This is a genomic window from Burkholderia sp. Tr-862, from assembly GCF_011753085.1.
Taxonomy (GTDB): Bacteria; Pseudomonadota; Gammaproteobacteria; order Burkholderiales; family Burkholderiaceae; genus Burkholderia; species Burkholderia ambifaria.
Genome location: NZ_VWWG01000007.1, coordinates 84,493 through 106,094, shown reverse-complemented (window position 1 = coordinate 106,094; position 21,602 = coordinate 84,493). Strand labels below are relative to the sequence as shown.

Sequence of the window (21,602 nt, the reverse complement as noted above, 5' to 3'; positions counted from 1 at the left end):
TCAGCACCCCATGCGACGTTCAGCAGCAACTTCCGCTGCGATTTCGCGGGCAGCGCGTGCGTCCGCAGCGCGCTCGCGCAGATACAGCACATACTCGCGCTTTTCTCCGAACGCCATGCGCGACACGTCGGCCATCTGCACCTTGCCCGTGCCGGCGCACTGCGCACACGCCACGTCGTAGCCGCCGCTCATGTACGTGCCCTGCTCATCAGGCGACATTTCCGCCCACTCGCTCGACGTAATGCCGTTCGAAAATGCCGGATGCTCGACACGACCGTTGCCGGCGCAGCATCCGCAGATTTCCCACTTCAGGTGACGCGTGCGAAACATGATTGGCTCCAAACGTAGATGATCAATGATGGCCCGCCTACGCGGGCGCCCTTGTTCAGTCAGCCGCGCAGTTCCGGCGGCACCTCGTTGAACTTGTAGTGCGACCGTGCCGCAGCGGCCTTGTGAGCTTCGCGCGGGGCATCCAGCGGGCAGATGGCGAGGGGGCCGGCTGCATACTTGCGCTCGACCGCGCGCATGGCCGCGACATGGCCCGCGCCTTGTACGTGGTCAATCAACTGGCCCATGCTGTACACGCTGAAGTCTTTCATCGTCCTTCTCCAGTAGTGGGAGCGGTTGTTATTCAACTTCGTGTGCTTTGAACCACACCCGGCGCGCGCAGGTGTGACCGTCATCGTCGGCCAAGCTGCGCGCCCGCTTGTTTGCTTCCGACTTGGAGCGGGCGACAACGTCGTCGTACCAGTAGCCGTTGACTTCATCCCATGCCGGGAATTCGAACGTCATGTGAACGTTGTACCGCTTGAACGGCTGCACCTTGCGGATCGGTGCAGCGCAGCGCAGCCCGAGCGCCGTCTCGACCTCCTCAAGCGTGCCGATGGTTTCCGGCTTGTCGTAGCCGTTGACGAATGCATAGAACTTCCCGCTATTCAGCATCCCGATGCGCGGGTCGAGCTTCGCTGCGTTCATCGCCGTTCCCCTCTTGTTCAAATTTCGATGATTCAATTATTGATCTATAGATCAATTTCAGTCAAGCATTTTATTGATCTATATATCAACCACACCAACATGAATCAAACCATCAAGTCGGGCGCCCCCGCTATTGCAAGCGATAGGTCCGACTCTCGCTGACGCGGACGTTAAACGCAGACCACTCCGTCTCGGCAAGAAGGGTGCGCAGCTCGGCTTCGGTACCGTCGAAGTACACACTGACGATCGCCGACGCAGCGCGATCAAGCTGCACACCGGGCAGTAAGCACAACTGACAAAGCAAATTGTCGGGAAGAGCGGTCCGGAGACCGGGGCACAGCAGGCAGAACTTTTTCATCGTCATCTCCAGTGAGCACCATGCCCACCATCAGAGATAGCGATGAGATCGGAAAACCGGCAACGTCGTTACAAATTTCTTTGTGCCAGGCACAAAAAGAAAAGCCCCGCACATCGATCGATGCCGGGGCTTGTTGAAGCACTGCCGCGCTGCTCTACGCGACGACTTCGATATCCGGGTGAAAACGCGCGGACGCCTGTTCGATGTGGTCGTAGCCCACTCGGAATGACGTTGCAGTCAGCGGCCGGTCACTGAATGCGGTTAGCACAGGGTGCGTTACCACATTGATGTGCGAGAACTGTTTCAGCTTCAACAGCCGCGGCAACAAATCGGGCCGCCGAGCAACGAAGTCCGTAGGACGAGACCAGTCGTACTGATTCTCGGCAGACGCCCCCTCTTCGTCCTTGACCCACTTCTTCCAGTGTTCAGCGATCTCGGCGATCAGGCTCTTGGAAACCCGGAACAGATTGAGCACGTCGTGTTCTGCCACAAGCTCGGGCGGAAGCACTTTGGTATAAATCGGTTGCGTGAAGCCAACCAGAAGATCGATGACGATCATTTCAAGCCGTTTGGCATCCGCGTGCTGGCGAGCGTACATCAAGCCATCGAGGCGTTGATGCCCAGACAGGCCAGTCGTATAGCCCCGTATCGACCGGGACAGCGGCAATGTGATGTCCTTAACGCTGATGCGTGCAGGAACACTGCCGGACTTGTAGAAGAGCACCACCGTCACATCGATACCAGGGCGCTTCGTTTTTATCATCACCCTTCCCCTAACCTTCTTTAGCTCTCACGACGCCATGACCCCCGCGACAGCGGATCGCGAATACCTGCTCGTTCCGCGACCTCCATCGCCACGCTTTCAAGCACGTTTCGCTTCTTCTTGCCCGACTCGGTAGGCAGGCGATCCAGCGCCTCCAAAAGGCGCTCCACCGGCTTGCTCACGTTACCTTGCCCATTCACCCACCGGTACACCGCTGCCGCCTCACGGCCAGTGGCTCCGGCAAAGCTCTTTTTGTCCTTTGGGTTATCCGGATCGTAGCCAAGATTGACCATGCGCTCCCGAATATTGATAACGCGCGTGATGGGCATCGTTTCCTTGGGATACCGCTCGTAGAGAGTGAGAAGCGCACACACGGTCGCATCTTCAACTTCTTTGTCCGGTCGCTTCTGAAGCTCAGCCCATGTTGCACGCTGCAAACCGAGCAGTTCGCATGCTGCGCTGATGGTGAGGCCATACTTTGTCCGCCACTTTTCCAGATCAAGTGACCGGATCGGTCCTTCCTTCAATTTTTGACTCATAGTTTCGGCGCAGGCTTGGAAGCACTGTCTTTCTTGAAGAAGTCGCCCAGGTCATCCCCATGCGCATCCGCTTCTAACTCGAACTCCGCCTCGTCACTCAACACAGCGTCAACGACGACAGACTGCGCGATCTCCTGCGCCTGCTCCGGTTCGATCACGCCCTGCTCAACGAGCAAATCCACTGCCCCGATAACGGCTGGTGACAAAGGTTCGCCTTCAATCGGAGTGTAGTCCGCAGGCACCTTCGCATCCGTCGACTGACGGTAGTCGGCCATCGAAACGACGTTTGCCGACGCGTCCGGCGACACGCGTTCAGGCATTGCATCGGCCGGCTGCGCCGCCACCGCTTCCGCCTTGAACAGGAATTCCGTGTCGAGACCTTGCGCTGCAACCACAGCAGCAAGTTCCTCGCGGGTATAAGCCCCGGACTCGATTGCATGAGCGCAGATCGTGCCACGCGCTTTCGCGAGCGCGGCAAGCGCCGATTCCAACCGCTTCAACTCGGCGACATGCCCACGGATTTCAGAGTTGGGATCTACGCGATCTGCGATTGCCCCACCACCGCTCTCGAGATCGGCGCGGAACAGCGTCAACGCCGTTTCCTTGTCGATGCCGTATTCATTGGCAAACGGCTCGATCATTTCCTCAATCTGTCTGCGAAGCTCGACGCGGACCTCTCGCATCTGGCGGGTGTCGCCAAAGTTCTGCTGCAAGAACACGCGAAATGCCTGGCGACGACCAAGCTCGGGCATTGCGAGAGCCGACTTCAGAGAGTTCGGAAGCGTATCGCCGACCGCCACATTGACCATCTCATCGATGGTCTGCCGGACACGTTCCAGACTGGATTCTGGCAATCCGTCGATCACGAGTTCCTGTTCGGTCTCGGACATGGCCGGCAACGGGCCGCCCTGGGACGGCACTGAGAAGCCATCCTGACGACTATTGTCTTCAACCGAGGAAGCGAAAAACTTGGAGGGGAGGATGGCCCGGCAGAGGCGGGCAAAGAACTGCCTGATTGCGGCAATCAGGCGCAGAAACAGACCATCATCGTCAGATGCCACACCAGGCGCGGCTTGCGCCCGTGCTGACAGTGCCGCCTTGTTGACATGAAGCGCCCCGCCAACTAGGGTTGCGATCGGTTTCTGGCTGAAAAATGACGGTGCCGAGGTTGCGCCGCCAGGAATTGGACCTTGTCCCGCAACACTGGAAACCATGCGGTACTCCGTTGTGGATTATGTATCGCATTGATTATACGCATCTAAGAGTGCATTGCACACAACCAGTAGACCATCCGTAAGTGGGTAATTTCCCGCAACATTTTGTATGACCTGAGTGTGCGTTACCGCACCGACCGGTCGGAAACCGTTTGCGCACCCCCGCTGCCTTACTTCGTGCGCCAGAAGACGACCCGTCCCCGCACGTCGGTATGGGTGAAATTTCGCGTGTAAAAGCCGACGCCGCCTTGCTGAGACAGGTAGGCGAGCCGCCCCATGTACTCGCTTGAAACGGAAGGTGAACTGAAGTCGCCCGCGCGGAACACCATGTTGGCGTCAGGAAGGTGATAGGAGGCAAGCGCCCCTTCATAGTGGTCGTTTGTCGCCTTGGTCCTGAGTCCGGAGTGGATATCGAAACGGGCATGCGTCCCATAGGCCGCAAGCCACGCCTGCATCCACGACCACTGTTGCAGAAGCGACCAAGCGGGCGTCCCAACCACACCCGCCCTCACATCGCGAAGCATCCAGCAGATGGTCCGGAATCCTTCATCGGTCGAGTAGTCGATCTTCGCCTCGTCTGCGCCTCGGCGAACCCACAGCAGCGTAGGCACGGCCTGGCCGGCCTGGTTACTCGCCTGCACGGGCTTGACCAAAGGTGCCAGTGCCGCGGAGGCAACGAACGCCTTGCAAAACTCTCTTCGCGTGATCATCAATTCACCCTGCTTGCCGACCGGCTGATCGTTGCCTCGATGTTGCTGAACATGCTGTCCAGATCCGCTTCCGACATCTCGTCCACCGGCTTCGTCCATTTCAGTTGAGCGGAGATCTCGGCCTCCGTGGTCTTCATGGATTCAACCGGGTTTTCGCTACCGAGCGCCTCTTCGATCTTCACCAAGGTTTCGGCCGTCTTCTCCGTGAAGCCGATCACAACCTCTTTCGCTTGCCGTTCGCCGATGTTCGCCGCGAGCACTGCGTCAAGATCTTCAACCACCTCCTCTGCAAATGCAGCGGTTGGCGGCTGCTCGACCTTGTTCGTCACTGGATCGTCCTCCGCCTTAGCGACAGCGGCAACACCATCCACTACACCCTCGGCGTCAGGCGCCTGGAACCGCCGCAGGAAAGCATCCAGATCATCGTCCGCAGCCGGCACGCCATCCATCGGATCGGGAACCGGTTCAGCCCTCTTCGAAGCAGCCGACGCGCCAGCGCTCGCCGGCGGGCCGGCCTCGGCCGCATCGTAGTCGGACGGCACGAACGCGGCAGGATCAGCCTTCGTCGCGTCGGATGGTGCCTCGGTAAATTGACGAACCAAATCCTCGAAGGATTCGCCTCCCTTCGCTTTCTCCTGCAACGGCGGATCGTGATAGACCGGATTCCGCGTCCCATCCTGCACAGCGGGATCTCCGCTCGCTGGACGTGCGAAAGCCATTGGTGCATCTTCCTCGCCCGGTGCTTCCATGGGCGGCGCATCATCAAGCGTCGACGGATCGACCTCAATTGGCTCCCAATACCGGCCGGCCTCATCGGCCTTGTGCTTACGCATCGCCGCGACGGCCGCGACGTAATATGCAATGCCGCGGTTGATCGCCGTCTCGTTCGGATTGTGAGTTTCGATCGCGCGGTAGGTGTCGAGCAAAGCATCCGCAATCGGATCGATCGTTCCAATGTAGGTCGGCGCGCGACCGAGCCGGATCTTCTTCATGATCCGATCGATCGTGGTGAATCGGGCGTCCGCCTGGTCGATCGGCTTCAGCTTTTCGTTCAGATCTTCCCGCTTGGGCCGATCGACCTGCAGGAAGCGGTTGAGCCTGAACGGCAGATCGGAAAATTTGGTCGAGAAGAACCACGTGAAGCTGCGCGCGCGCGTCACCTGATCCTTGAAGACCAGGACGCCCTGCATTTCCTTGAGCGCCTTCAACTCCTGCAATTCGATGCGATCACGCCGCTGGATAGAACCGGTAAGGTTCTGCCTGTAATTCGTGGAGGTGAAGTTGTTCACCGACCCCTCATAGGAGCCAGTTTCAACGGTAATCGCCTGACCCGCGACCTTCTTGAAGACATCGAGTGTCTTGTCGGGATCTTCGAGTGCCAACGTGTACTTGATCTTCGTGTTGGCGATCATCGAATCGACTTCTTCCTTGTTCTCTCCTTTTGCCATTGCGGCAATGTCCTGCCCCGCTGCGATCATCATGAAGCCCAGGCTTCGAGCCTGCGCGAACATGAGCGCGATACCTTCGGCAAAGTAGTAGCCGAGTTCGTCCATCGTGATGATGTACGGTGCCGGAGACTTCGTGGCCTTCGTATCGATGATGTCCTTGTACGTCCCTTCGAGCTTATGCCCGAGGTTCATCGCCATCATCAATCGAATGCTCGACACAACGAGCTTACCGAGGTTCGCCGCCTCCTGAGACGACTTCTCCAGCGTCGGAATCATGACCACGAGAATGCGCCGGTTCAGCAGCACATCCATCATGTCCACTTCGGAATACTTGTCCTTGAAAATGTACCCGTAGGTGTCCATCAGCATGGACAGCGTGCGGGCATACTGGCCGGTCAAGTAACCGTGCTGATCCCATACGGTTTGATCCCACTTGTCCGGCTTGTCCGCCTGATCCGGCTTGAAGCCCGGCAGACCAGTTTCCAGGTATGCCTTGATCGGTAGGAACGCGAACTCAGGAATCTCTCCTTTCTTGCCCTTCAGGTACAGCTTCACGAGGTTCGGCAGCGCCAGGTATTCCCGGATCACCCCGATCGAAAGCGTGATGTTGCCAACCGCGCGCTCGTAGCAAAGCGTCCGAATGAGCGCGTCCATCATGTTGACGGCCTTCTGCTGCCACTGCGCGCCATCGCCGCTTGCCTTCGGTAGAAGGGACGACGAGAGTTGAGACAGGAAGTCCGGACCACCCTCGAACCATGGGTTCGTACCGTTTGAAGTCTTTTCGGTGGACTTCTTTTTCTTGTACGGGTCCGCTCCGCCCGTCATGAAGTTCAAGACGAGGTAATCGTCCTCGCGCCCGACGCGGCGGCACAACGACCACACTGCGGCGTGCAGGCTCGAATCGGCCTTGCCATCCGAATAGAAGAATCCAGAACCCCACGCAAGAGCGTTGAAACACAGACTCAGCAAGGTCACCGTCTTACCGGAGCCCGTGGTTCCCATCAAAAGCATATGGGTCCGGGCATCGGAATCGGTCACCCATAGCTCTTTGAGGTGCTCCGCTCTATCGATCGAGCGCTGGTTCCCGAGATACAGGATGCCGGCAGCCTCGTTCCGCTCGACAATTTCGCCCTTTCCCTTTGGATTCGGTTTCTCGACATCGAGTGAAGGATCGATACCACCCAAGTCCTTCGGATAGCGCATCGGCATTTCGTGCCGCTGCCACGAGAACCAGATTTGCAGCAACACCATGACAATGGTGATCGGCAACCAGACGAAGGCCAGAACGCACGCCAACACCGCCATCGAGATCTGGAAGCGCGCATAGGTGCGCGGGTGCGTCAACGATCCGCCGACACGTTCGAGGAACGTGCGCGGATCTAGCGTGATACGCCGTTGCGATAACTCCTGGCGTTGCGAGGTGCCGTATTGTTGTGCCATGCGCCGGTCGATTCGTGTCGGTTGCTCGCGCGGGTTTTACTTCTCGGCAGCTTGCAGCCGAATCATCTTGGCCGGGGCCCCTTCCGGGAAGATGAATCCCGTCCCGCTAACGACGCGCGGCGTCGAATTGAAGCCGAGACGCTCGAACTGCTGCATATTCGCCTTCACGCCCGTGTAGCCAGCAAGACAATCGCTGCCCGCCGGGAACATCACCCCACCGACTGCGCCGCCCCACGCTTCCTGTTGATCCTTGGCACAGAGTGCATTGGCCGCGGCCTTGCCGTGGTCGTCCCCCTGATAGGCAACCGGCAACACGTATACGGAAAAGTCCTTTGCCAGATCGTTGATGTGTGCTTCGAACTGCTTGCAGGCCGGACAGTTCGGGTCCGAGTACACATAAAGGGTCTTCTCGGGCGGCTGGTTGTCCAGCCCGAAGTGAATCGACGCCATCTGCGAGGCGGTTGACACTACGGCAGCATTCGCCGCATCAGAAATGGGCGCGGTAGCGCTCGCGGCCGGCTGCGCCCCTTGCTGTTGCGAAGTGTTCTGTCCGGCCTGCGGGCCGCCCATCGTCCCCGCTGCGCGCATGATTGCATTCAGTGCTTCGAGAGATCCGTTATGAGAGTCGAGATAGCGCACCATCGCCATCCCCACGGCCAGCACGATAAACGGCACACCGACATATCGCAGGAAGGTTCGCCAGGCACGCTTGCGCCGCTCATTGACCACGTACCGACGAAGCGATCGATGTACCATCGACCATGCCGCGTCGGCTTCGTCCTTCGTATGAAAGCGCTCCAGAATCACGATCTTCTCGTCACCGGCAACCTCGCTGACGAACGTCAGCGCATGCATCGCATCGCCCTCGTCCCCTTCCTTCTGTTGCGCCGACGACACCACGAACGCTCCCGTAGCCGCCGCGTCGCCACTCGCGTACTTGGTGCGTGAAATTGCCTTGATGAAGCCGGTCTGCATGAACGACATAAACACCGTTCCGTCCGGTTCTATCAGCACACAATCTTTCGGCATCGGGGCGTTTCTTTCAAGGCTGAGTCTCATTTGGATTCCTTAGCGTAAATTCGTTTTTCGTCGGTGCATCAAGGATGCCGGTCTCTTCAAGGTATTGCTGGATACCCCTGACCGCATCGTCAACGTGTGGATCAGTAAGCACGCAGTTGTTGTCCCACGCTACTTCCTCCGCTTGCATTTGGTTGAAGACGCCGGCCGACTCCATGAACGGCACCTTCCGACCTGCGGTATTCAGCGGATACCAAAGAGCGCGATCCAGTGGCTTGAGCCAAATGAAGTTTGACGACGGCAGCACCCCCATCTGCCTGGACTCTATAAGCAGCGCCATCAGAAGCGTCCTCGGATACGGATGCTTCATCAGCCACTTCTTCGCCGGCTTCGCGCTCGCGCACCGCTCGAACGCTTCGCGCGCCAACGAAAAATCTGGCCTCGATCTGACGTTGATCGCGCTGTAGTTAAGTGCGTCAATCAACGCCTGCGAAGCCTTCGTGTCCTTGAAGAACACGCGCAGTCCGAAAATCGCGAACAGAGCTTTCTCGTGTGCTTTCAGTTTCGATAGCGACTTAACTGGCTTGCCTAACTGCCCCACCAGCAGATCTCTCGTCCGCTCGACCTCCAGCCGCTCATTAACGATCAACCCATTCTCGGCAACCCACTCTTCGGGATGCATGGATGAGGCCCATTCAGGCGAAGGATCGTCAATAAGGTCGCGCTTAAGGATGGGCGCGACCGCAGAGAAGGACTTGCTCTGTACCTCAAGCAGCGATTGCACGGTATGGACGCGCGTTGCGAGAACGATCGGATGCCTCGAAGCTTTCCACGCGATCCAAACGCTCAATCCAATGGGGATCACGACATAGAACGCGCCGATTTGCCATCCAAGAATGAATACTTCCTTGAATGTCATCACTCGCGCGTAGCGAAAATAGAGAACCAGCCGCCCCTTTAGCTCGTCGGCCGTGTCCGAAAGGTACGAAATCGGCAAGACTTCATAAGCCTTCCAGATCAGCAGCTTTTGAGTGATCACCTCGTGCTTGAGGTGCCACATCAGCACCATCGCGACACCGATAATGATGAACGACAGGATGATGAGCGGAGCCGAGCTACGATTGCTTACCTGATCTGGCATCCGAACCTCTCTGCTTCAGTGGCAACCTTTCTGACGTACCTGTCATGTTCTCCGGGGGTCCGGCTGTGGTAACGCCCAACGCCAGTCCAGAAGTCACCGGACGCGTTGATCTCGTATCGGATGATGTAGGCCGCACCATTCACCGCTAAACATGCGTTGTTGGAAAACTGCGTCGCAGAAATGCCGAAGTTCCGCTGGAAATAGTTGATCCACACCGTGTTGATCTGCGTGACGCCATAGTCTTTCGTGCCGTTACGGTTGGCGCGCACGAGGCCGGGGTTCAGATTTCCCGACGACTCGACTTCGTGGACCGCACGCAGGATGCAGGACGGAACCGAGTATTTCTGTTCGGCCTGTACTACGCACGCCTGAAATGACTGCTCCTGAACAGGGAACGGCATATATGGCATCGCTATTGCCTCGCTTCGATTTCGGCGATGCAAGCGAGCACGTTTTCGATCTTCTCAGGACTGAAAATCATGGCGTACTCCCCGCCCTTGCGAATCAGATCGAGCCGTTGATTTGCTTCCGGCAACGTCTCGATGTGATGCGGCCACTTCAGTTCGATCTCTATTGCTACCGGAATCGCTTCGCTGAACGGGACCAGCCGGAAAAACGCGTTCAGTTCTGCGTGACACGCCTCCATCTGGTCGCGATCCATCGCCCTGACGATCTCGACCATACGAACGGCCGCCGACCGTACAGCCTTGCTCGGCTTTGCCGTGTCGTATCCATGTGCATCATCAATTCGGCGCGCAACCATTCGACCGACTTCGGAAGTGATCAGATCGATCAGGTCGCTGCGCGGGTTTCCAAGGCCACGGACCATTGTGCTAGGATCGGTTTACGGATTGCGTATGGTATCGATGATACGCAATTCAGTCAATTTTTTGCCTACCAGTCAAGGAGGTGCCAGTGAATGCCCCGATCAAACCCAAGCTGAAGCCTCGTCCCGAGCGGCCCGCCAATACCCAATCGACGCCGATCATCAAGCCGTCCGCGATTGCCCGCGTGGCCGTTTCTGAACTGGAACGCGGCGAGACCGAAGGACTGAATCACCTGGCCACGCTTGGCGGTCTCGGACTCCTCGCCGAGATTGCCCACGTCGGCGAGCACATCGCCGGCTCGTCCCAAACCGTCGTGTCTGACAACACCGCCAAAGCGATCGACCCGCGAGACCAGATCGACCCCCGCAAGCGCTTCATCCCCCGATAAGTCGCGAAACTCTGCCTCGCTCCCTCGTTCCCGGAAAAACAACACGCAATAAAATGGCTGCGCTCCATGGCGCGGCCCCATCACCGCGGGCATTCGCGCCGTCGTCTAGCGCGGCCTCCTAGACTCGGGCCCGCGACTCGCCCCTTCGCCACTTGGCGATTCACAATCGTTTGACGTATGATCTACCTTGACATAATGAATCGGATTTTGTAGATTACGTATCGTTGTATCTATACAGAATCTTTTGAGCCGCCTCGGGAGCATTGCTCATGTCCGAAACCACTTCACTAGCACGTAAAAGCGTCCATCGCAGCGCCAAGATCATCGACACGTCCACGGAGATCCTCTCCGCAGAACCGCGGGACGACGAAAAGGCTTTCGGCGCAAAGTGCCTGGTCTCGGCTTCGCTCCCGTACCGCAATCCCAAGCCCGAGCAGCTCACAAATGGTGCCTGGGTTCGGAAGAACGGCGACTACACCCTGTGGATTCAGGGCGATCCGCTCAAGGGCATTCCCTTCGGCACATACCCACGCCTGTTCGTTATCTGGCTGACGTCGGAAGCCGTTCGAACGGGCAGCCGGCGTATCAGCACCGGTGGCAACTTCGCCGAGTTCTGCCGCAAACTGAATATCGACCGCAGTAGGGGAAAGAACGGCGCCGGCCGCCGCCTCATCGATCAGGCAGATCGTCTTCTCAACGCGCGGGCAGCCTTCATCACCGGCGACCTGGACACGGCGAAGATGAAGAGGACAGACCTCTTGCAATTCGCCGAAGATTTCACGCTGTTTTTTGATCAAAACGAAAACGAGCGTCAGGATTCGCTGTTCCAAAGCGAGATCACCCTGACTGAGAAGTTTTTCAACGAGATCACCGCGCATTGCATACCGCTGGACCTCCGGGCAGTCCTCGCACTACAGCAATCGCCGCTTGAACTGGACATCTACCAGTGGCTCGCCTACCGGATGTTCTCGCTGAAAACCTCCTCGCGCCCGACATGGCAGCAGCTTTATAACCAGTTCGGCTCGAGCTACGGGCGTCTGCGCGACTTCCGCGCTGACTTCCTCAAGGCCCTGAACTCGGTCAAGGCTGTCTACCCACGGCTCAACGTGGACTACAGCGACAGTGGCCTCGTTCTCCTGCCCTCTCCCACCCCGGTCGCCCCCCGCCTCGAAGTCGTCAACCGCTGACTCACTGAGTTCCTGAGGTTATTTAGTCGCGCCCCCCGCGCGACTCGTTCCCTATTGTGCGCCCGCTCCGCAGCGTCCCTGCGCGAGAGTGGGCGCTCACCCTCCGTCCTTCCAGTCGAAAGCAAGCACTCACGCAGTTTCGGTGAGGTTATTTGGTCGCGCCTACCCTTCCGAAGACGGGTGACGCAGAATCGACGCACTTTCGACGCACCCAAGCTTACGGTCCGTGCCGACAATTTGAGGTTATTTGGTCGCGCCTTTCCACGAAAGGCGAGGTTATTTGGTCGCGCTTGGCCCCTTGGGGTTATTTGGTCGCGCCCTGCTTGAGGTTATTTGGTCGCGCAACGGGGACTTGAGGTTACTTGGTCGCGCCGGGGTTATCTGGTCGCGCCCTTGCCTGAGGCTGGTTGAGGTTATCTGGTCGCGCCTCCCTCTGTGGATAAACCCTGTGGACAGGCCGATTTATTCAGGGTTAATTGGTCGCGCCGTTACGAGTTATCCGAGGTGAATTGGTCGCACTCTTGAGGTGAATTGGTCGCGGGCATGGGGTGAATTGGTCGCGCTCTTGAGGTGAATTGGTCGCGCCGATCACCCGCAAACCCTTGCCAGTATTGGGTTTGCAGCGGCCTCAAGTAGTTTACGCCTATAGGTTTACCCTATTGGTTTACAAGTATTTATCTCTATGCAACTAGTAAGGCCAAGTTTTCAGTGCATAAGTCGGTGGTCTGCTGGCCTATGGATATGTGGACAGCCCTGCTTCGCAGGGTTCCCGCCTAACCGCTTCGCGGTTCCCTGTTGACAAGGCTGGACAACCCTCCGGGTTGCCCATCCCTTGCCAACAGGTCGGCGGCTGTCGCACAGATCCACAGGCTTCGACCACGAATGAGATAGAAAACCTTGACCCCGATCGCAAAGTGACACGAGGGCGCGACTTGAGAGAGCCTCCAAAATGGCCGGCAGGCCGATCCTAGCGGTGTCTGAAGGGGAAGGGATGGATGAAGCGCTCCGAAGCCCGCCTAGAACGTTCTACGCAGCGTATGGACGATACAGAACTACGCGAATTGCTGTGATTTGCTAAATTGGATGTTGCGAGGTCCGAAAACCTTGCGCTATAGTTCAAACAAAGCCGATCGTTCGGCACATCGCAGGAGCGAAAAATGGACGCAGTGATCTTCGGTCGGGCGCAAGCGGCAGCACAGACAGCGCAGCAATGGAAGGCATACGCCGAGGATCTCGAGCGGCAGCTTCAGAACGCCTTGGCTAACAAGGCGGGCATGGAAGCCGTCAAGGACGCGGCAATCAAGGAACTGGCGCGCGTTGACTCGCGAAACTACCTGCTCGTGCAGCAAAACCGCCAGCGGATCTTCAGCACAGCGTTCAACTCGGCCGCGAGCGGCCGGCGCGCTGCCTAAGCAATTCGGCACGAAATGAAAAAGCCCGGCGAGCCGGGCTTTTGTTTTTTGGACGGACGAATTTAGGCTTGGTCTTGGCCGAGCGCACTCGGTGCGCGAGGCGTGGGACCGTTCGGTGTCCCGAGGCTCGTTCCCAGGCCGCGGGCATTGCTGCCACCGTGATTCACGCCGGTGCCGAAGAGACGGTTCACTCGATCTTCCAGTTCCGGCATCCTCGATGCCATCTGACCGCCCACCCAGGAGAACACCTGGTCAGGAACAATGTGGATCAGGCTGAACGTGCTGTTGCACAGCGTCTGGCACATACCGACATAGAGCACGATGTAGCCGATGATGCTCACGAGGCCCGTGACGGAATCGTACTGCGCATTTTGCATGGCGACGCCGAACATCGTGTTCAGCAGTGTTCCAAGTACCACGATGCCGGCTCCCGCGAGGACGAAGCCGATCTCCATGAATACCGGCCGGAACATGACGTTGAGCAAAAAGACGTAGCCATGTGTCGGCCGCTGGCCCATACCCTCCCCTTCGCCGTCGAGGTGCGTCATCGCCCATAGGGGCGACGCAACCATCGACTCGCCAACGACGGCGTACCACGACAAGACGCCGCTGAACCAGATGATGAACGGAAGCATCGGAATGTAGATCGACAGCATCGCGCCAAAGAAGAACAGCGTGATGCACATGATCACGATAAACGGTGCCAATGCATTAAGGACTCCTTTTGCCGCGCCCTTGGCTGCCCCGAGCATGCCACCAGTCGCCACGTCACCGACAACGCCAAGAACAGTGCCTACATTGGACTCCGAAGCACCCTCCAATCCCTTCACTACGGCATACGCACCAAGCGCGAACCAGCCAGCATCAAGAATGTAGTCGCCGAGATTCTTCATGCCTATGAGCGGATTGGTCGCCCCCCCCGGCCCTTGGCCCGTGTTCAGATTGATAGCCATCTTTACAAGCTGCTGGCCTGGAAAGATTTTCGTGATCAAATTCTTCGGGTCCGTTGTACCTGTGGTCAGGTCACTGACCATGCTTTGCGTGGTCGATGTCGATGCGCCCTGTTGGTTTTGCTGCTCGTATGCTGCGCTTACCTTGCGGTATAGCTGCGGGTACGGCATGTTGTGGGGATCAGTGCCGGGTACGGCTGCGGCCGTCGCGTTTGCAAGTGCAGTTACTTGCGAGTTCGCCTGGGCGAAAGTTTGATACCAAGCGCCCATCATGATCCAGCCGTCGCGTTTCAGGTTCGACTGGATTACGCTCGACAATCCGCTGATCGCATTCGAGGAATTCGATATCGCATCCGAAATCGTCTTCTCGTACTGGAGCGCGGCTTGGTTGATCGTGTTCTGAGGATCGGCCGGCTGGCTTTGCCCATTCACGGCCGACACGTAAGCTTGCGCCGCGGATGATAACGTGGACTGGAGCGTGGTCAGCGCGCTCTGATGAGCGCTCAGCATCTGCGAGTTGATCGAGCCGGGGTCGAGCGAATAGACGGCCATACCATCTGACGACGGTAGCGTGGACGGCTTCGCAATTCTGATCTCAGCACCGCCGCACGAGAGTCCTCGCTGGTTCATGAGCACGACCTTGTTGCTCGTCGTGATCGCGTTGAAATTTTCAGCCGCATCGACAGACACACCGCTGTCGTTCGGCATGTTGGCGATTGCCGTGTTCGCAGCTTGCGCGCAAAGGTTCGCTTCAAAGAGAGCCTTCGCGAGTGTGGTCGCCTGCGGCGAAGCTGGCGCTGCGATCATCGATCCGCCACTGTTGAGCACGGAGACCGCGGCGTCGAGCGACAGATTCGCGATCCCAACGCCAATCATGGTCCCCCACAACATCACCATCTGCGCGCCGCAATAACCACCGAAGATCGGCACCAGGCCCGTGAACCCGACGCCCATGCGGATGATGAACCAAGGGGACGATTTCTTCTGCCCCATGAACTCGCCATCCTGTCCGGTCGCGATCATTGCGGAGCCGAAGTGATACATGGCCCAAACCGCGCCGACCGCGAGCATGCATGCGTTCAGCACGAGGAACAGTTGAGCAATCATGCCGCCCGATCCACCGCCGGCCGCAAGCGGGTTGTGTACCACCGACCCGTAGACCAGTTCCAGCAGCGACATGGACTTGTCGCCGCCACGGTTCGCCGCGTTCTGAATGTCGCCCATGGAAACGGACGATTGAGCAGACGCGGCCATGGAGACCGCGAACAAGCTGAACGCTGTCGCTCTTGCTCCCCACCTTCTTCGTAATGGCTTCATTGGTCTTCCTCTTGTGTATCGATATAACGATACGAATATATCAGGGCATGAGATCGCCTAGAAAAGGCGGGGATTCAGAATCTGCTTCAGCACGCCGCGCGTGGCGAAGAACTTGCGGAAACCGCCAAGCGGTTCGTCGGGTGCCGCCTTTCCGGTTTCCAACTGCCACAGACGGTGCTCGTACTTGACGGCGAGCATCAGGCAAAACAGTACGAACAGCCCGCCGAGGAATGTGCCGAAGTAGTTCCCCCCCAACGTGCTGCCGAACAGGAATGCCGCCGAAACGGTGGCGATAGCAAGGAAGAAGCGTTTGTGTCTCACGCAGGACAGTTCGATCGCCTCGAGCGGCAGGGACTCGGGCGTCCGTTTCGCAAGGGCCTCCCTGTACGTGACGACGTGCGGGTCTTTGCGCTGCTCCGCTAGTTGCCGGTTCCGGTCCGCAAGGGTCTTGGCCCCCAACTGGATGGTCTGCTTCAGCGATGCTGCTGCCTTGTAGATTGGGTAACCAGGGACAAGCGAAAGCAGTCCGAAACGGACTACCTTTCCTGCCCGGCTACGTTGCTTTCGATCGCTCATGCCGCGCGCTCCGTTTGCGTGTCGAGGTGGTACTTCACGATGAGTTCGTTGGCAACCGTATCAATGATGTTGTCATCATCCTTCGCGCCCTGTTCAGCCTGGCGCGCTTCCATGTACCCCGCTGCGCTTCCACTCGGAAATTCCTTGGCGAGGATCTTTCGTGCTAGCGCGGGCGGCATGCGCTTATAGAGCCGTCGCCGCAGGCCAACGTCCTTCGCAGTGGTCGAGAAGGCCCACAACTCGATTGCACCTGGTGCATTGTGAAGCACCTGCGTAACCACTCCGGTCTTCGTTTGATGCCACACGAGGAACTTGCCAGCGCCGCGGACATCACGCTGCAAAGCTGCGATCGCCGAATCCGATAGACCAAACATCTCCTTCGCCTCTTTGCGCGATTTCTGGCTGCCGGCGTTCATGATGTAGACCGAGAAAGCCGATTCGGTAATCGATTCACCGTCCGTCTCGAAGTCGGTCATGAACTGAGACGCGAGCGACACTCGGATGCCGTGCTTGCGGCCTTCGCGGCGATCGAGCGAGAGCAGACGCCGAATGGATTTCTTCCCCGCTGTCCGGTGAAGTTCGTCCATGCACATCGCTTTCATCTCGTCCTTGATGTCCTCGTACTTTTGCTTGTGCGTCTCGTGGTAGATCGAGGGGGCAAGCTCGGAAATGTCTTCCGGCAGGTAGTATTGCCGTGCCGCGATCTGACGCGCGAAGACGAACATGATCTCTGCCCGCCGCTCGCCCGTCTCGCCGGAACCCCGTGTGACCTCTTCCAGGTCGAGCGCCACCACACGCGACTGATCGCTCAATTCGAAACGCGTGTGCGAGGCGATGATCGGGAAGTCGCGGAGCGCAGACGTAATGACCATGCCCATGGCGTCCAGCAGATCCATCCCGTTCTCAACCTTTGCCTTCGAGTCTTCCTTCGGCGAAAAGATCGAGCGAACGCTCTCCGCGCCGAGCGCTTCGATAACGTCCGAGAGGACCGGGACGGCGAACCGTTGGGCCAGTCGCGCCTCACGCGTTTTGCCTGCGACGGTCAGTGCGTCGGTCACGTTCCACCAGGAGGTGTATTCGTCGTGGTGGAAGCCGATCGCGTCCAGCGCAACATCGACCTCTGCATCGATCGTCGGCTCGTAACGCTTCTCCGAGCCGGGCGAGGCATACTTCTGATACACCTCGTCCACGAGCATGCCGGACAGTTCCGGTGCATTTGCGTAGGGTTCCTTCTTACCGACCGGAGTCGCGAGCGCGGTCAACAACGACACCAGATACTCGCGATCCATTTCGGTCGGATGCCGGCAACCAGGCAACGTATCAAACGGATTGATCGCGAATTCAGCATTGTTCTTGAGTCGAATGTAGATGGCTTCATGCTTCCGGTCGTCCGGCAACGCATTTTGCAGAAGCTCGATGAGACCACTCGAACTCACACCCACGTCGATGATGGTGATCAGCGGCAGGCGGCGAAGGCCGGGAGAAAGGATCGCGCCCAGATTGAGCGTGTTGAGCCACACTGACTTGCCCGACCCCATGATTGCCCAAATCAGGTCAATCCAGGCGGTCTGCAACGAAGAGTTCGGCTGGAAGGGATACACCTTTCCGTCCAGGGTCCGAAGCAGAATCGAGCCACCGGCATACCACGGTGACGCCGCGCGTTGAATTGGCAACAGGCGAACGATATCCGACAAAGGGGGAATCAGCTTAGGCGCGATTGACCTGTCGGAAAACCCCGGAATGGTCGATGCAAGACCTTCGATAGGATCGCCAGTGTCGGTGCTGATCTGTGCGACACCCCAACCCTGCATGGCGCTCACCAGTGCCGATAGCCGGTCCTCGCACGTCTTCTTGTCCGGTCCCCAGGTCGAAGCAGTGATTCGAACCGTGACGATGCATTCATTGTTTTGTCGAGCCTGCTCGATCGCGTCGAATGAGCGCTTGATGGCCTTGTTCGTGCTGCCCAAGAACCCGATAACGCTGACCATCACGTTCTTGAATTTGTTCGCTTCGAGCCCGCCCGGCTCGATCGAGAATTTGATCCGCCAGGGAATGTCTTTCCCAACGCGGTTGAACAGCATCATGAAATCGTGGATCTCCTGCGGACCGACCTCCATGTATGCCGAGCCGTGATACTCGCCGTTGACGTATACGAAGTCGCCATCGGTGTGAATCTTCCCGGAGCACATCTGTTCCTGAAGCTTCGGCAGGTAGTAGCTACTTGGGGAACCGTTGCGGATATCGCGAGGAGTGAACTTGTCGCCAGGCAGTACAGGCTTCCACTTGTGATCCGTGCGGCGGCGATCGAATGACTGACGGATCGCTCTCGCCGCTTGATGCGTTGAGAGTCTTTCCACGTGAAGCTTCGCGTGCAAGAAGTCACGTTCCATCGCGTCGAGAAACGTCTCGTGCCGATGCAACAGCCCCTTCAAAATAGCGGTAACGGACTGTGCCTCAAGCATCGGCTGCACCTTGTTTTCCTTGATGCGCAGCTTGTGTGTCTCCATCTCCCGGTTAAGCTCATCGGGAGCCATCGAAGACAAGTGTGTGTAAAGCATCACATAGCACGATTCATGCGAGCACAGATCGGCCACGCGATCGCACCGATCATCGAGCATGTCCTTCAGGTCGAGTCCGATGCGATCGCACGTGTCGTAGGCCGGCTGCATCAGATTCTTGACCTTCGACCGGATCATGTCCGGATCGCGCTCAAACGAGATCTCCACCGAATGGCCGGCTTTCTGGAAGTATGAGGTCATTGCACGACGCAGATCGTCAGTGATCTGCTCGAACTCGGCGTCACCTACTACGTCCATCGAACCCGTCAGTTCGAAGACCGTCAGCATCGCGCATTGCCGTGTGATGAGGATGTACGGTCGCGCTCCTTTCGGGTCCATCGCTGCCATCTGCTTCGCACGCGGATCGTCGGGATCAAGGCCAATGGCCGTCTCAAGCTGGCAGTACGACGGAAGATCTGCACCGAGGGCGTGGCTCGATACCCACGCAATAAGCGACTCAACGTTGTCCAGAATGGTTGATACGATGGTCATGTATTCGATCTCCGACGCATGATTTCGTGACGCATGGTTTGAACTGCTTTCGTTTCTGTTAGGACTCTTGCTATATCGGGATCGGCGGTTGCTGACTTGCTGATCACCATCGTCGCGTGCATCGCTCGGTCGGACATAGGCAATTCTGCGATCTTGTCCAACCTGAGCAAATCTCCCGAGCGAATCGCCGCGGCGCACATCACCTCGGCCAGCATGGCGAAGTCGAGAGGTTCGTTATCCGGTGGCTGCATGGACGTCGTCCTCCTGGATGATGCGGTTGAAGTTCGGACAGACCAATTGGTTTTCGACTGCGAACTCAAGCGCGTGCAAAAGCTCCGAGCGAAGCAAACGAACCCGCACTGCGCCGGCAGAGTAACCAGTGACGGTAAAGCCCTGATCGAGGGCCTTCCTCGCGAGCGAAAAGCACAACGCGCGATCAGCCGCTCGAAGCCACACGGCCCGCGGAGTCAGCGACTTCTTCTTCGTGAGGTTGTTGTATTGATCGGTCGCCAGGGAGACCCAATGGTTTTCCGCGAGCAGACCAGCCGAGTAAGACAATTCCATCAGCGGGTCTTCCACCAACGTCTTCGGAAGCTGCATCCGCTCGTGGAGTGCCTTGTACTCAGCAGAGCGGAATACAGACTTGATCTCGATCGGCGCGAAGCGAGACAGCCAGATAAGTTCGGGATGCGACACCCATTCGCGAAGAACCATCCGAGACGCGACCTTCTGCCCGAATGCAGCCAATGCCGCGTATTCGGAATCCGCGCGTGTCATGTCCATCACGACTTCGGCAAGAATAGGCGTGTCATGCTTCAGGCAGAAGGCTAGGCGTTCACGCTGACTGACCGGCAGCTTCACCTCCGGTATGTGTTCCCACGCATCGTCCGGTATCGGACAGGAAAGCACCTTTTTGGCGTGAGCCAACCGGTTCATTCGCAGCGTCAGGAAGACCGAATTGGGTACGAAGTCTGCACGTGTGATTGCCGAGTCGGTTTGATACGCCGCGCGCAGCGCGCGTTCGAGCGCAGGATTGTTCGACGGATACACGTCGCGCGGAAAACGCGACTTGATGTTCTCATGCAGAGAATCAGCGTTCGCAATCTCGCCGGCCTTCCATTCGTAGCATGCTGCCGTGAGTTTGAACACGCGTGAGGCGACCTCAGACAGAACGGGAGCCGCATCGACGGCGTGCGCTCCTATCAGTTCGTACCCAAGGTCGGCCGCAATCTGATGGACCTGCGTGCGAAGAAAGGTGTTTCCGCGCAGATTGTGGACGTTCCGATGCCCGAGCGTTATGAATTGCCCGTAGTCGGCGTTCGTAATCCAGATGACGTTGTTCGCAAGGTCGGACGGTTGCCGCACGTGCGTGGGCGTCGAACCATTGACTGATGCATGCCCCGAGGTGCATTCCTTCGGGTTGTCGTACAGCATGATGCCGATTTCAGGGCAGGCGACAGCATTGTCTTTTGGGTCCGAAGTCGCGAGAGCACTACCTTGTTGCTCGTGCGCGCTCATAAATTTGACCCCACATCTTTAGAGGAAGCGACTTGTAGCTCTCTTCGATCCACTGACCGATGTACTCCATAAAACGGACAGGGCGATACAGCAATGCCATTCCACTGAAGGCGCTCACACGCTTGTCGAAATCCTCGTCGTGGAGACGCAGCAGCGCGTTCGCGAAGTCTGAAGGATTCGCGCTTCCCCACTCCGAGGCGATCAGTTCGGCGCGGCTGGCCAGGTGTTGCAACAGCGCGCGAGCGTCGGACTTCTCTTGCTCGCTTCCCATCTCCAGCACGACGGCGATCGTGCGCTGGAGGTGGTTGACCTCAGATTGAGGCATGCCTTCAAGGTTGATGAAGACCCCCTGTCGCTGGCTTCCCACTTGGCCGATGTGCTGTGTGCCGTGGCAAAGCGGATCGGCGATCGCGAGGTTCTCGTCGCGGTTGTCTGCGTGGTTGTCGTTGCAGTGGTGGACTTCGGTGTGTTTCGAGCGAAAGCCACAGAAGACGCATTTGTTGCCGCCTTTCACCAGAACGGTGGGGCGCTTTTTCTTGTACTCGGCATTTGCCGACTCCATGCCTTCGTCGTCCTGTCGCCAGATCTTCCGCTTGACGGAAAATACGATGTCCCTGTAGCGACGGGCGACGAAGTTTGCCCCGAGATTCGGATCGGGAGCGGCCATGCCCTGCGTGGCTTCCTCCCACGAGACCCCGGCATTGCGCACCGCATCCTCGTCAAGCGTGACGTACTTGCGCGAGTCGATCGGTGTGTTCATGGCGTGGGTCTC

22 protein-coding genes are annotated in these 21,602 nt (G+C 58.1%); 3 read left to right on the top strand and 19 right to left on the bottom strand.

Annotated features, from left to right (window positions below):
• The 13 genes from F3J14_RS04530 to F3J14_RS04470 form a co-directional block, all read right to left on the bottom strand.
• Nucleotides 1-330 (bottom strand): hypothetical protein, encoded by a 330-nt coding sequence (locus F3J14_RS04530; protein ID WP_166721984.1) that lies wholly within the window; start codon nucleotides 328-330, stop codon nucleotides 1-3.
• A gap of 59 nt (nucleotides 331-389) precedes the next feature.
• Nucleotides 390-599 carry a hypothetical protein gene (locus F3J14_RS04525; RefSeq protein ID WP_166721983.1) on the bottom strand — a complete coding sequence of 70 codons (210 nt, stop codon included), beginning with the start codon at nucleotides 597-599 and terminating at the stop codon, nucleotides 390-392.
• A 28-nt stretch (nucleotides 600-627) separates the two neighbouring features.
• Nucleotides 628-975 carry a hypothetical protein gene (locus F3J14_RS04520; protein WP_166721982.1) on the bottom strand — a complete coding sequence of 116 codons (348 nt, stop codon included), beginning with the start codon at nucleotides 973-975 and terminating at the stop codon, nucleotides 628-630.
• A gap of 130 nt (nucleotides 976-1,105) precedes the next feature.
• Nucleotides 1,106-1,333 (bottom strand): hypothetical protein, encoded by a 228-nt coding sequence (locus tag F3J14_RS04515; RefSeq protein WP_166721981.1) that lies wholly within the window; start codon nucleotides 1,331-1,333, stop codon nucleotides 1,106-1,108.
• Between the two features lie 154 nt (nucleotides 1,334-1,487).
• The gene (locus tag F3J14_RS04510) at nucleotides 1,488-2,096 is read right to left on the bottom strand and encodes a hypothetical protein (RefSeq protein ID WP_166721980.1); all 609 of its coding nucleotides are present in this window, start codon (nucleotides 2,094-2,096) and stop codon (nucleotides 1,488-1,490) included.
• Nucleotides 2,097-2,116: 20 nt separating this feature from the next.
• Nucleotides 2,117-2,635: a hypothetical protein gene (locus F3J14_RS04505; protein ID WP_166721979.1), complete on the bottom strand. Its 519-nt coding sequence runs from the start codon at nucleotides 2,633-2,635 to the stop codon at nucleotides 2,117-2,119.
• Nucleotides 2,632-3,849: a hypothetical protein gene (locus F3J14_RS04500; RefSeq protein ID WP_166721978.1), complete on the bottom strand. Its 1,218-nt coding sequence runs from the start codon at nucleotides 3,847-3,849 to the stop codon at nucleotides 2,632-2,634. Before F3J14_RS04500 ends, F3J14_RS04505 begins: the two co-directional genes overlap by 4 nt.
• 170 nt (nucleotides 3,850-4,019) lie before the next feature.
• A complete protein-coding gene (locus tag F3J14_RS04495) occupies nucleotides 4,020-4,559 on the bottom strand; it encodes a D-Ala-D-Ala carboxypeptidase family metallohydrolase (RefSeq protein WP_247682127.1) in 540 nt (179 codons plus the stop codon).
• A complete protein-coding gene (locus tag F3J14_RS04490; protein ID WP_166721976.1) occupies nucleotides 4,559-7,447 on the bottom strand; it encodes a TraM recognition domain-containing protein in 2,889 nt (962 codons plus the stop codon). The genes F3J14_RS04495 and F3J14_RS04490 overlap by 1 nt, the downstream gene beginning before the upstream one ends.
• Nucleotides 7,448-7,483: 36 nt before the next feature.
• Nucleotides 7,484-8,506, bottom strand: a complete 1,023-nt coding sequence (locus F3J14_RS04485; RefSeq protein WP_166721975.1) for a thioredoxin fold domain-containing protein — start codon at nucleotides 8,504-8,506, stop codon at nucleotides 7,484-7,486.
• Entirely contained in the window at nucleotides 8,490-9,605 is a 1,116-nt protein-coding gene (locus tag F3J14_RS04480; protein WP_166721974.1) for a conjugal transfer protein TrbA, read from the bottom strand. Before F3J14_RS04480 ends, F3J14_RS04485 begins: the two co-directional genes overlap by 17 nt.
• Complete coding sequence (locus F3J14_RS04475) at nucleotides 9,590-10,015, bottom strand: lytic transglycosylase domain-containing protein (RefSeq protein ID WP_211080324.1); 426 nt, start codon at nucleotides 10,013-10,015, stop codon at nucleotides 9,590-9,592. Before F3J14_RS04475 ends, F3J14_RS04480 begins: the two co-directional genes overlap by 16 nt.
• A gap of 2 nt (nucleotides 10,016-10,017) precedes the next feature.
• Complete coding sequence (locus F3J14_RS04470) at nucleotides 10,018-10,434, bottom strand: hypothetical protein (RefSeq protein ID WP_166721973.1); 417 nt, start codon at nucleotides 10,432-10,434, stop codon at nucleotides 10,018-10,020.
• Between the two features lie 86 nt (nucleotides 10,435-10,520).
• Between F3J14_RS04470 and F3J14_RS04465 the strand changes: the two genes are divergently transcribed.
• The 3 genes from F3J14_RS04465 (at nucleotide 10,521) to F3J14_RS04455 (ending at nucleotide 13,419) form a co-directional block, all read left to right on the top strand.
• Nucleotides 10,521-10,820, top strand: a complete 300-nt coding sequence (locus tag F3J14_RS04465) for a hypothetical protein (protein WP_166721972.1) — start codon at nucleotides 10,521-10,523, stop codon at nucleotides 10,818-10,820.
• A gap of 269 nt (nucleotides 10,821-11,089) precedes the next feature.
• Nucleotides 11,090-12,007 (top strand): replication protein RepA, encoded by a 918-nt coding sequence (locus F3J14_RS04460; RefSeq protein WP_166721971.1) that lies wholly within the window; start codon nucleotides 11,090-11,092, stop codon nucleotides 12,005-12,007.
• Between the two features lie 1,157 nt (nucleotides 12,008-13,164).
• A complete protein-coding gene (locus F3J14_RS04455) occupies nucleotides 13,165-13,419 on the top strand; it encodes a hypothetical protein (RefSeq protein WP_166721970.1) in 255 nt (84 codons plus the stop codon).
• A 62-nt stretch (nucleotides 13,420-13,481) separates the two neighbouring features.
• On the opposite strand, the gene F3J14_RS04450 is transcribed toward F3J14_RS04455, so the two are convergent.
• The 6 genes from F3J14_RS04450 to F3J14_RS04425 all read right to left on the bottom strand — a co-directional run bounded on the left by F3J14_RS04450 (nucleotide 13,482) and on the right by F3J14_RS04425 (nucleotide 21,590).
• Nucleotides 13,482-15,593, bottom strand: coding sequence for a DotA/TraY family protein (locus F3J14_RS04450; protein WP_247682123.1), 2,112 nt, complete (start codon nucleotides 15,591-15,593; stop codon nucleotides 13,482-13,484).
• Between the two features lie 150 nt (nucleotides 15,594-15,743).
• Nucleotides 15,744-16,262, bottom strand: coding sequence for a hypothetical protein (locus tag F3J14_RS04445; protein WP_166721968.1), 519 nt, complete (start codon nucleotides 16,260-16,262; stop codon nucleotides 15,744-15,746).
• Nucleotides 16,259-19,312 (bottom strand): hypothetical protein, encoded by a 3,054-nt coding sequence (locus tag F3J14_RS04440; protein ID WP_166721967.1) that lies wholly within the window; start codon nucleotides 19,310-19,312, stop codon nucleotides 16,259-16,261. Before F3J14_RS04440 ends, F3J14_RS04445 begins: the two co-directional genes overlap by 4 nt.
• Nucleotides 19,309-19,563 carry a hypothetical protein gene (locus F3J14_RS04435; protein WP_166721966.1) on the bottom strand — a complete coding sequence of 85 codons (255 nt, stop codon included), beginning with the start codon at nucleotides 19,561-19,563 and terminating at the stop codon, nucleotides 19,309-19,311. The genes F3J14_RS04440 and F3J14_RS04435 overlap by 4 nt, the downstream gene beginning before the upstream one ends.
• Complete coding sequence (locus F3J14_RS04430) at nucleotides 19,547-20,830, bottom strand: hypothetical protein (protein WP_166721965.1); 1,284 nt, start codon at nucleotides 20,828-20,830, stop codon at nucleotides 19,547-19,549. The genes F3J14_RS04435 and F3J14_RS04430 overlap by 17 nt, the downstream gene beginning before the upstream one ends.
• Entirely contained in the window at nucleotides 20,805-21,590 is a 786-nt protein-coding gene (locus F3J14_RS04425) for a hypothetical protein (protein WP_166721964.1), read from the bottom strand. The genes F3J14_RS04430 and F3J14_RS04425 overlap by 26 nt, the downstream gene beginning before the upstream one ends.
• Nucleotides 21,591-21,602: the final 12 nt, after the last annotated feature.

Bases quoted from the DNA above. Each gene is read 5' to 3' on its own strand.
- F3J14_RS04530 (WP_166721984.1), bottom strand. From the start codon at position 330: ATGTTTCGCACGCGTCACCTGAAGTGGGAAATCTGCGGATGCTGCGCC.
- F3J14_RS04525 (WP_166721983.1), bottom strand. From the start codon at position 599: ATGAAAGACTTCAGCGTGTACAGCATGGGCCAGTTGATTGACCACGTA.
- F3J14_RS04520 (WP_166721982.1), bottom strand. From the start codon at position 975: ATGAACGCAGCGAAGCTCGACCCGCGCATCGGGATGCTGAATAGCGGG.
- F3J14_RS04515 (WP_166721981.1), bottom strand. From the start codon at position 1,333: ATGAAAAAGTTCTGCCTGCTGTGCCCCGGTCTCCGGACCGCTCTTCCC.
- F3J14_RS04510 (WP_166721980.1), bottom strand. From the start codon at position 2,096: ATGATAAAAACGAAGCGCCCTGGTATCGATGTGACGGTGGTGCTCTTC.
- F3J14_RS04505 (WP_166721979.1), bottom strand. From the start codon at position 2,635: ATGAGTCAAAAATTGAAGGAAGGACCGATCCGGTCACTTGATCTGGAA.
- F3J14_RS04500 (WP_166721978.1), bottom strand. From the start codon at position 3,849: ATGGTTTCCAGTGTTGCGGGACAAGGTCCAATTCCTGGCGGCGCAACC.
- F3J14_RS04495 (WP_247682127.1), bottom strand. From the start codon at position 4,559: ATGATCACGCGAAGAGAGTTTTGCAAGGCGTTCGTTGCCTCCGCGGCA.
- F3J14_RS04490 (WP_166721976.1), bottom strand. From the start codon at position 7,447: ATGGCACAACAATACGGCACCTCGCAACGCCAGGAGTTATCGCAACGG.
- F3J14_RS04485 (WP_166721975.1), bottom strand. From the start codon at position 8,506: ATGAGACTCAGCCTTGAAAGAAACGCCCCGATGCCGAAAGATTGTGTG.
- F3J14_RS04480 (WP_166721974.1), bottom strand. From the start codon at position 9,605: ATGCCAGATCAGGTAAGCAATCGTAGCTCGGCTCCGCTCATCATCCTG.
- F3J14_RS04475 (WP_211080324.1), bottom strand. From the start codon at position 10,015: ATGCCATATATGCCGTTCCCTGTTCAGGAGCAGTCATTTCAGGCGTGC.
- F3J14_RS04470 (WP_166721973.1), bottom strand. From the start codon at position 10,434: ATGGTCCGTGGCCTTGGAAACCCGCGCAGCGACCTGATCGATCTGATC.
- F3J14_RS04460 (WP_166721971.1), top strand. From the start codon at position 11,090: ATGTCCGAAACCACTTCACTAGCACGTAAAAGCGTCCATCGCAGCGCC.
- F3J14_RS04455 (WP_166721970.1), top strand. From the start codon at position 13,165: ATGGACGCAGTGATCTTCGGTCGGGCGCAAGCGGCAGCACAGACAGCG.
- F3J14_RS04450 (WP_247682123.1), bottom strand. From the start codon at position 15,593: ATGGGCGACATTCAGAACGCGGCGAACCGTGGCGGCGACAAGTCCATG.
- F3J14_RS04445 (WP_166721968.1), bottom strand. From the start codon at position 16,262: ATGAGCGATCGAAAGCAACGTAGCCGGGCAGGAAAGGTAGTCCGTTTC.
- F3J14_RS04440 (WP_166721967.1), bottom strand. From the start codon at position 19,312: ATGACCATCGTATCAACCATTCTGGACAACGTTGAGTCGCTTATTGCG.
- F3J14_RS04435 (WP_166721966.1), bottom strand. From the start codon at position 19,563: ATGCAGCCACCGGATAACGAACCTCTCGACTTCGCCATGCTGGCCGAG.
- F3J14_RS04430 (WP_166721965.1), bottom strand. From the start codon at position 20,830: ATGAGCGCGCACGAGCAACAAGGTAGTGCTCTCGCGACTTCGGACCCA.
- F3J14_RS04425 (WP_166721964.1), bottom strand. From the start codon at position 21,590: ATGAACACACCGATCGACTCGCGCAAGTACGTCACGCTTGACGAGGAT.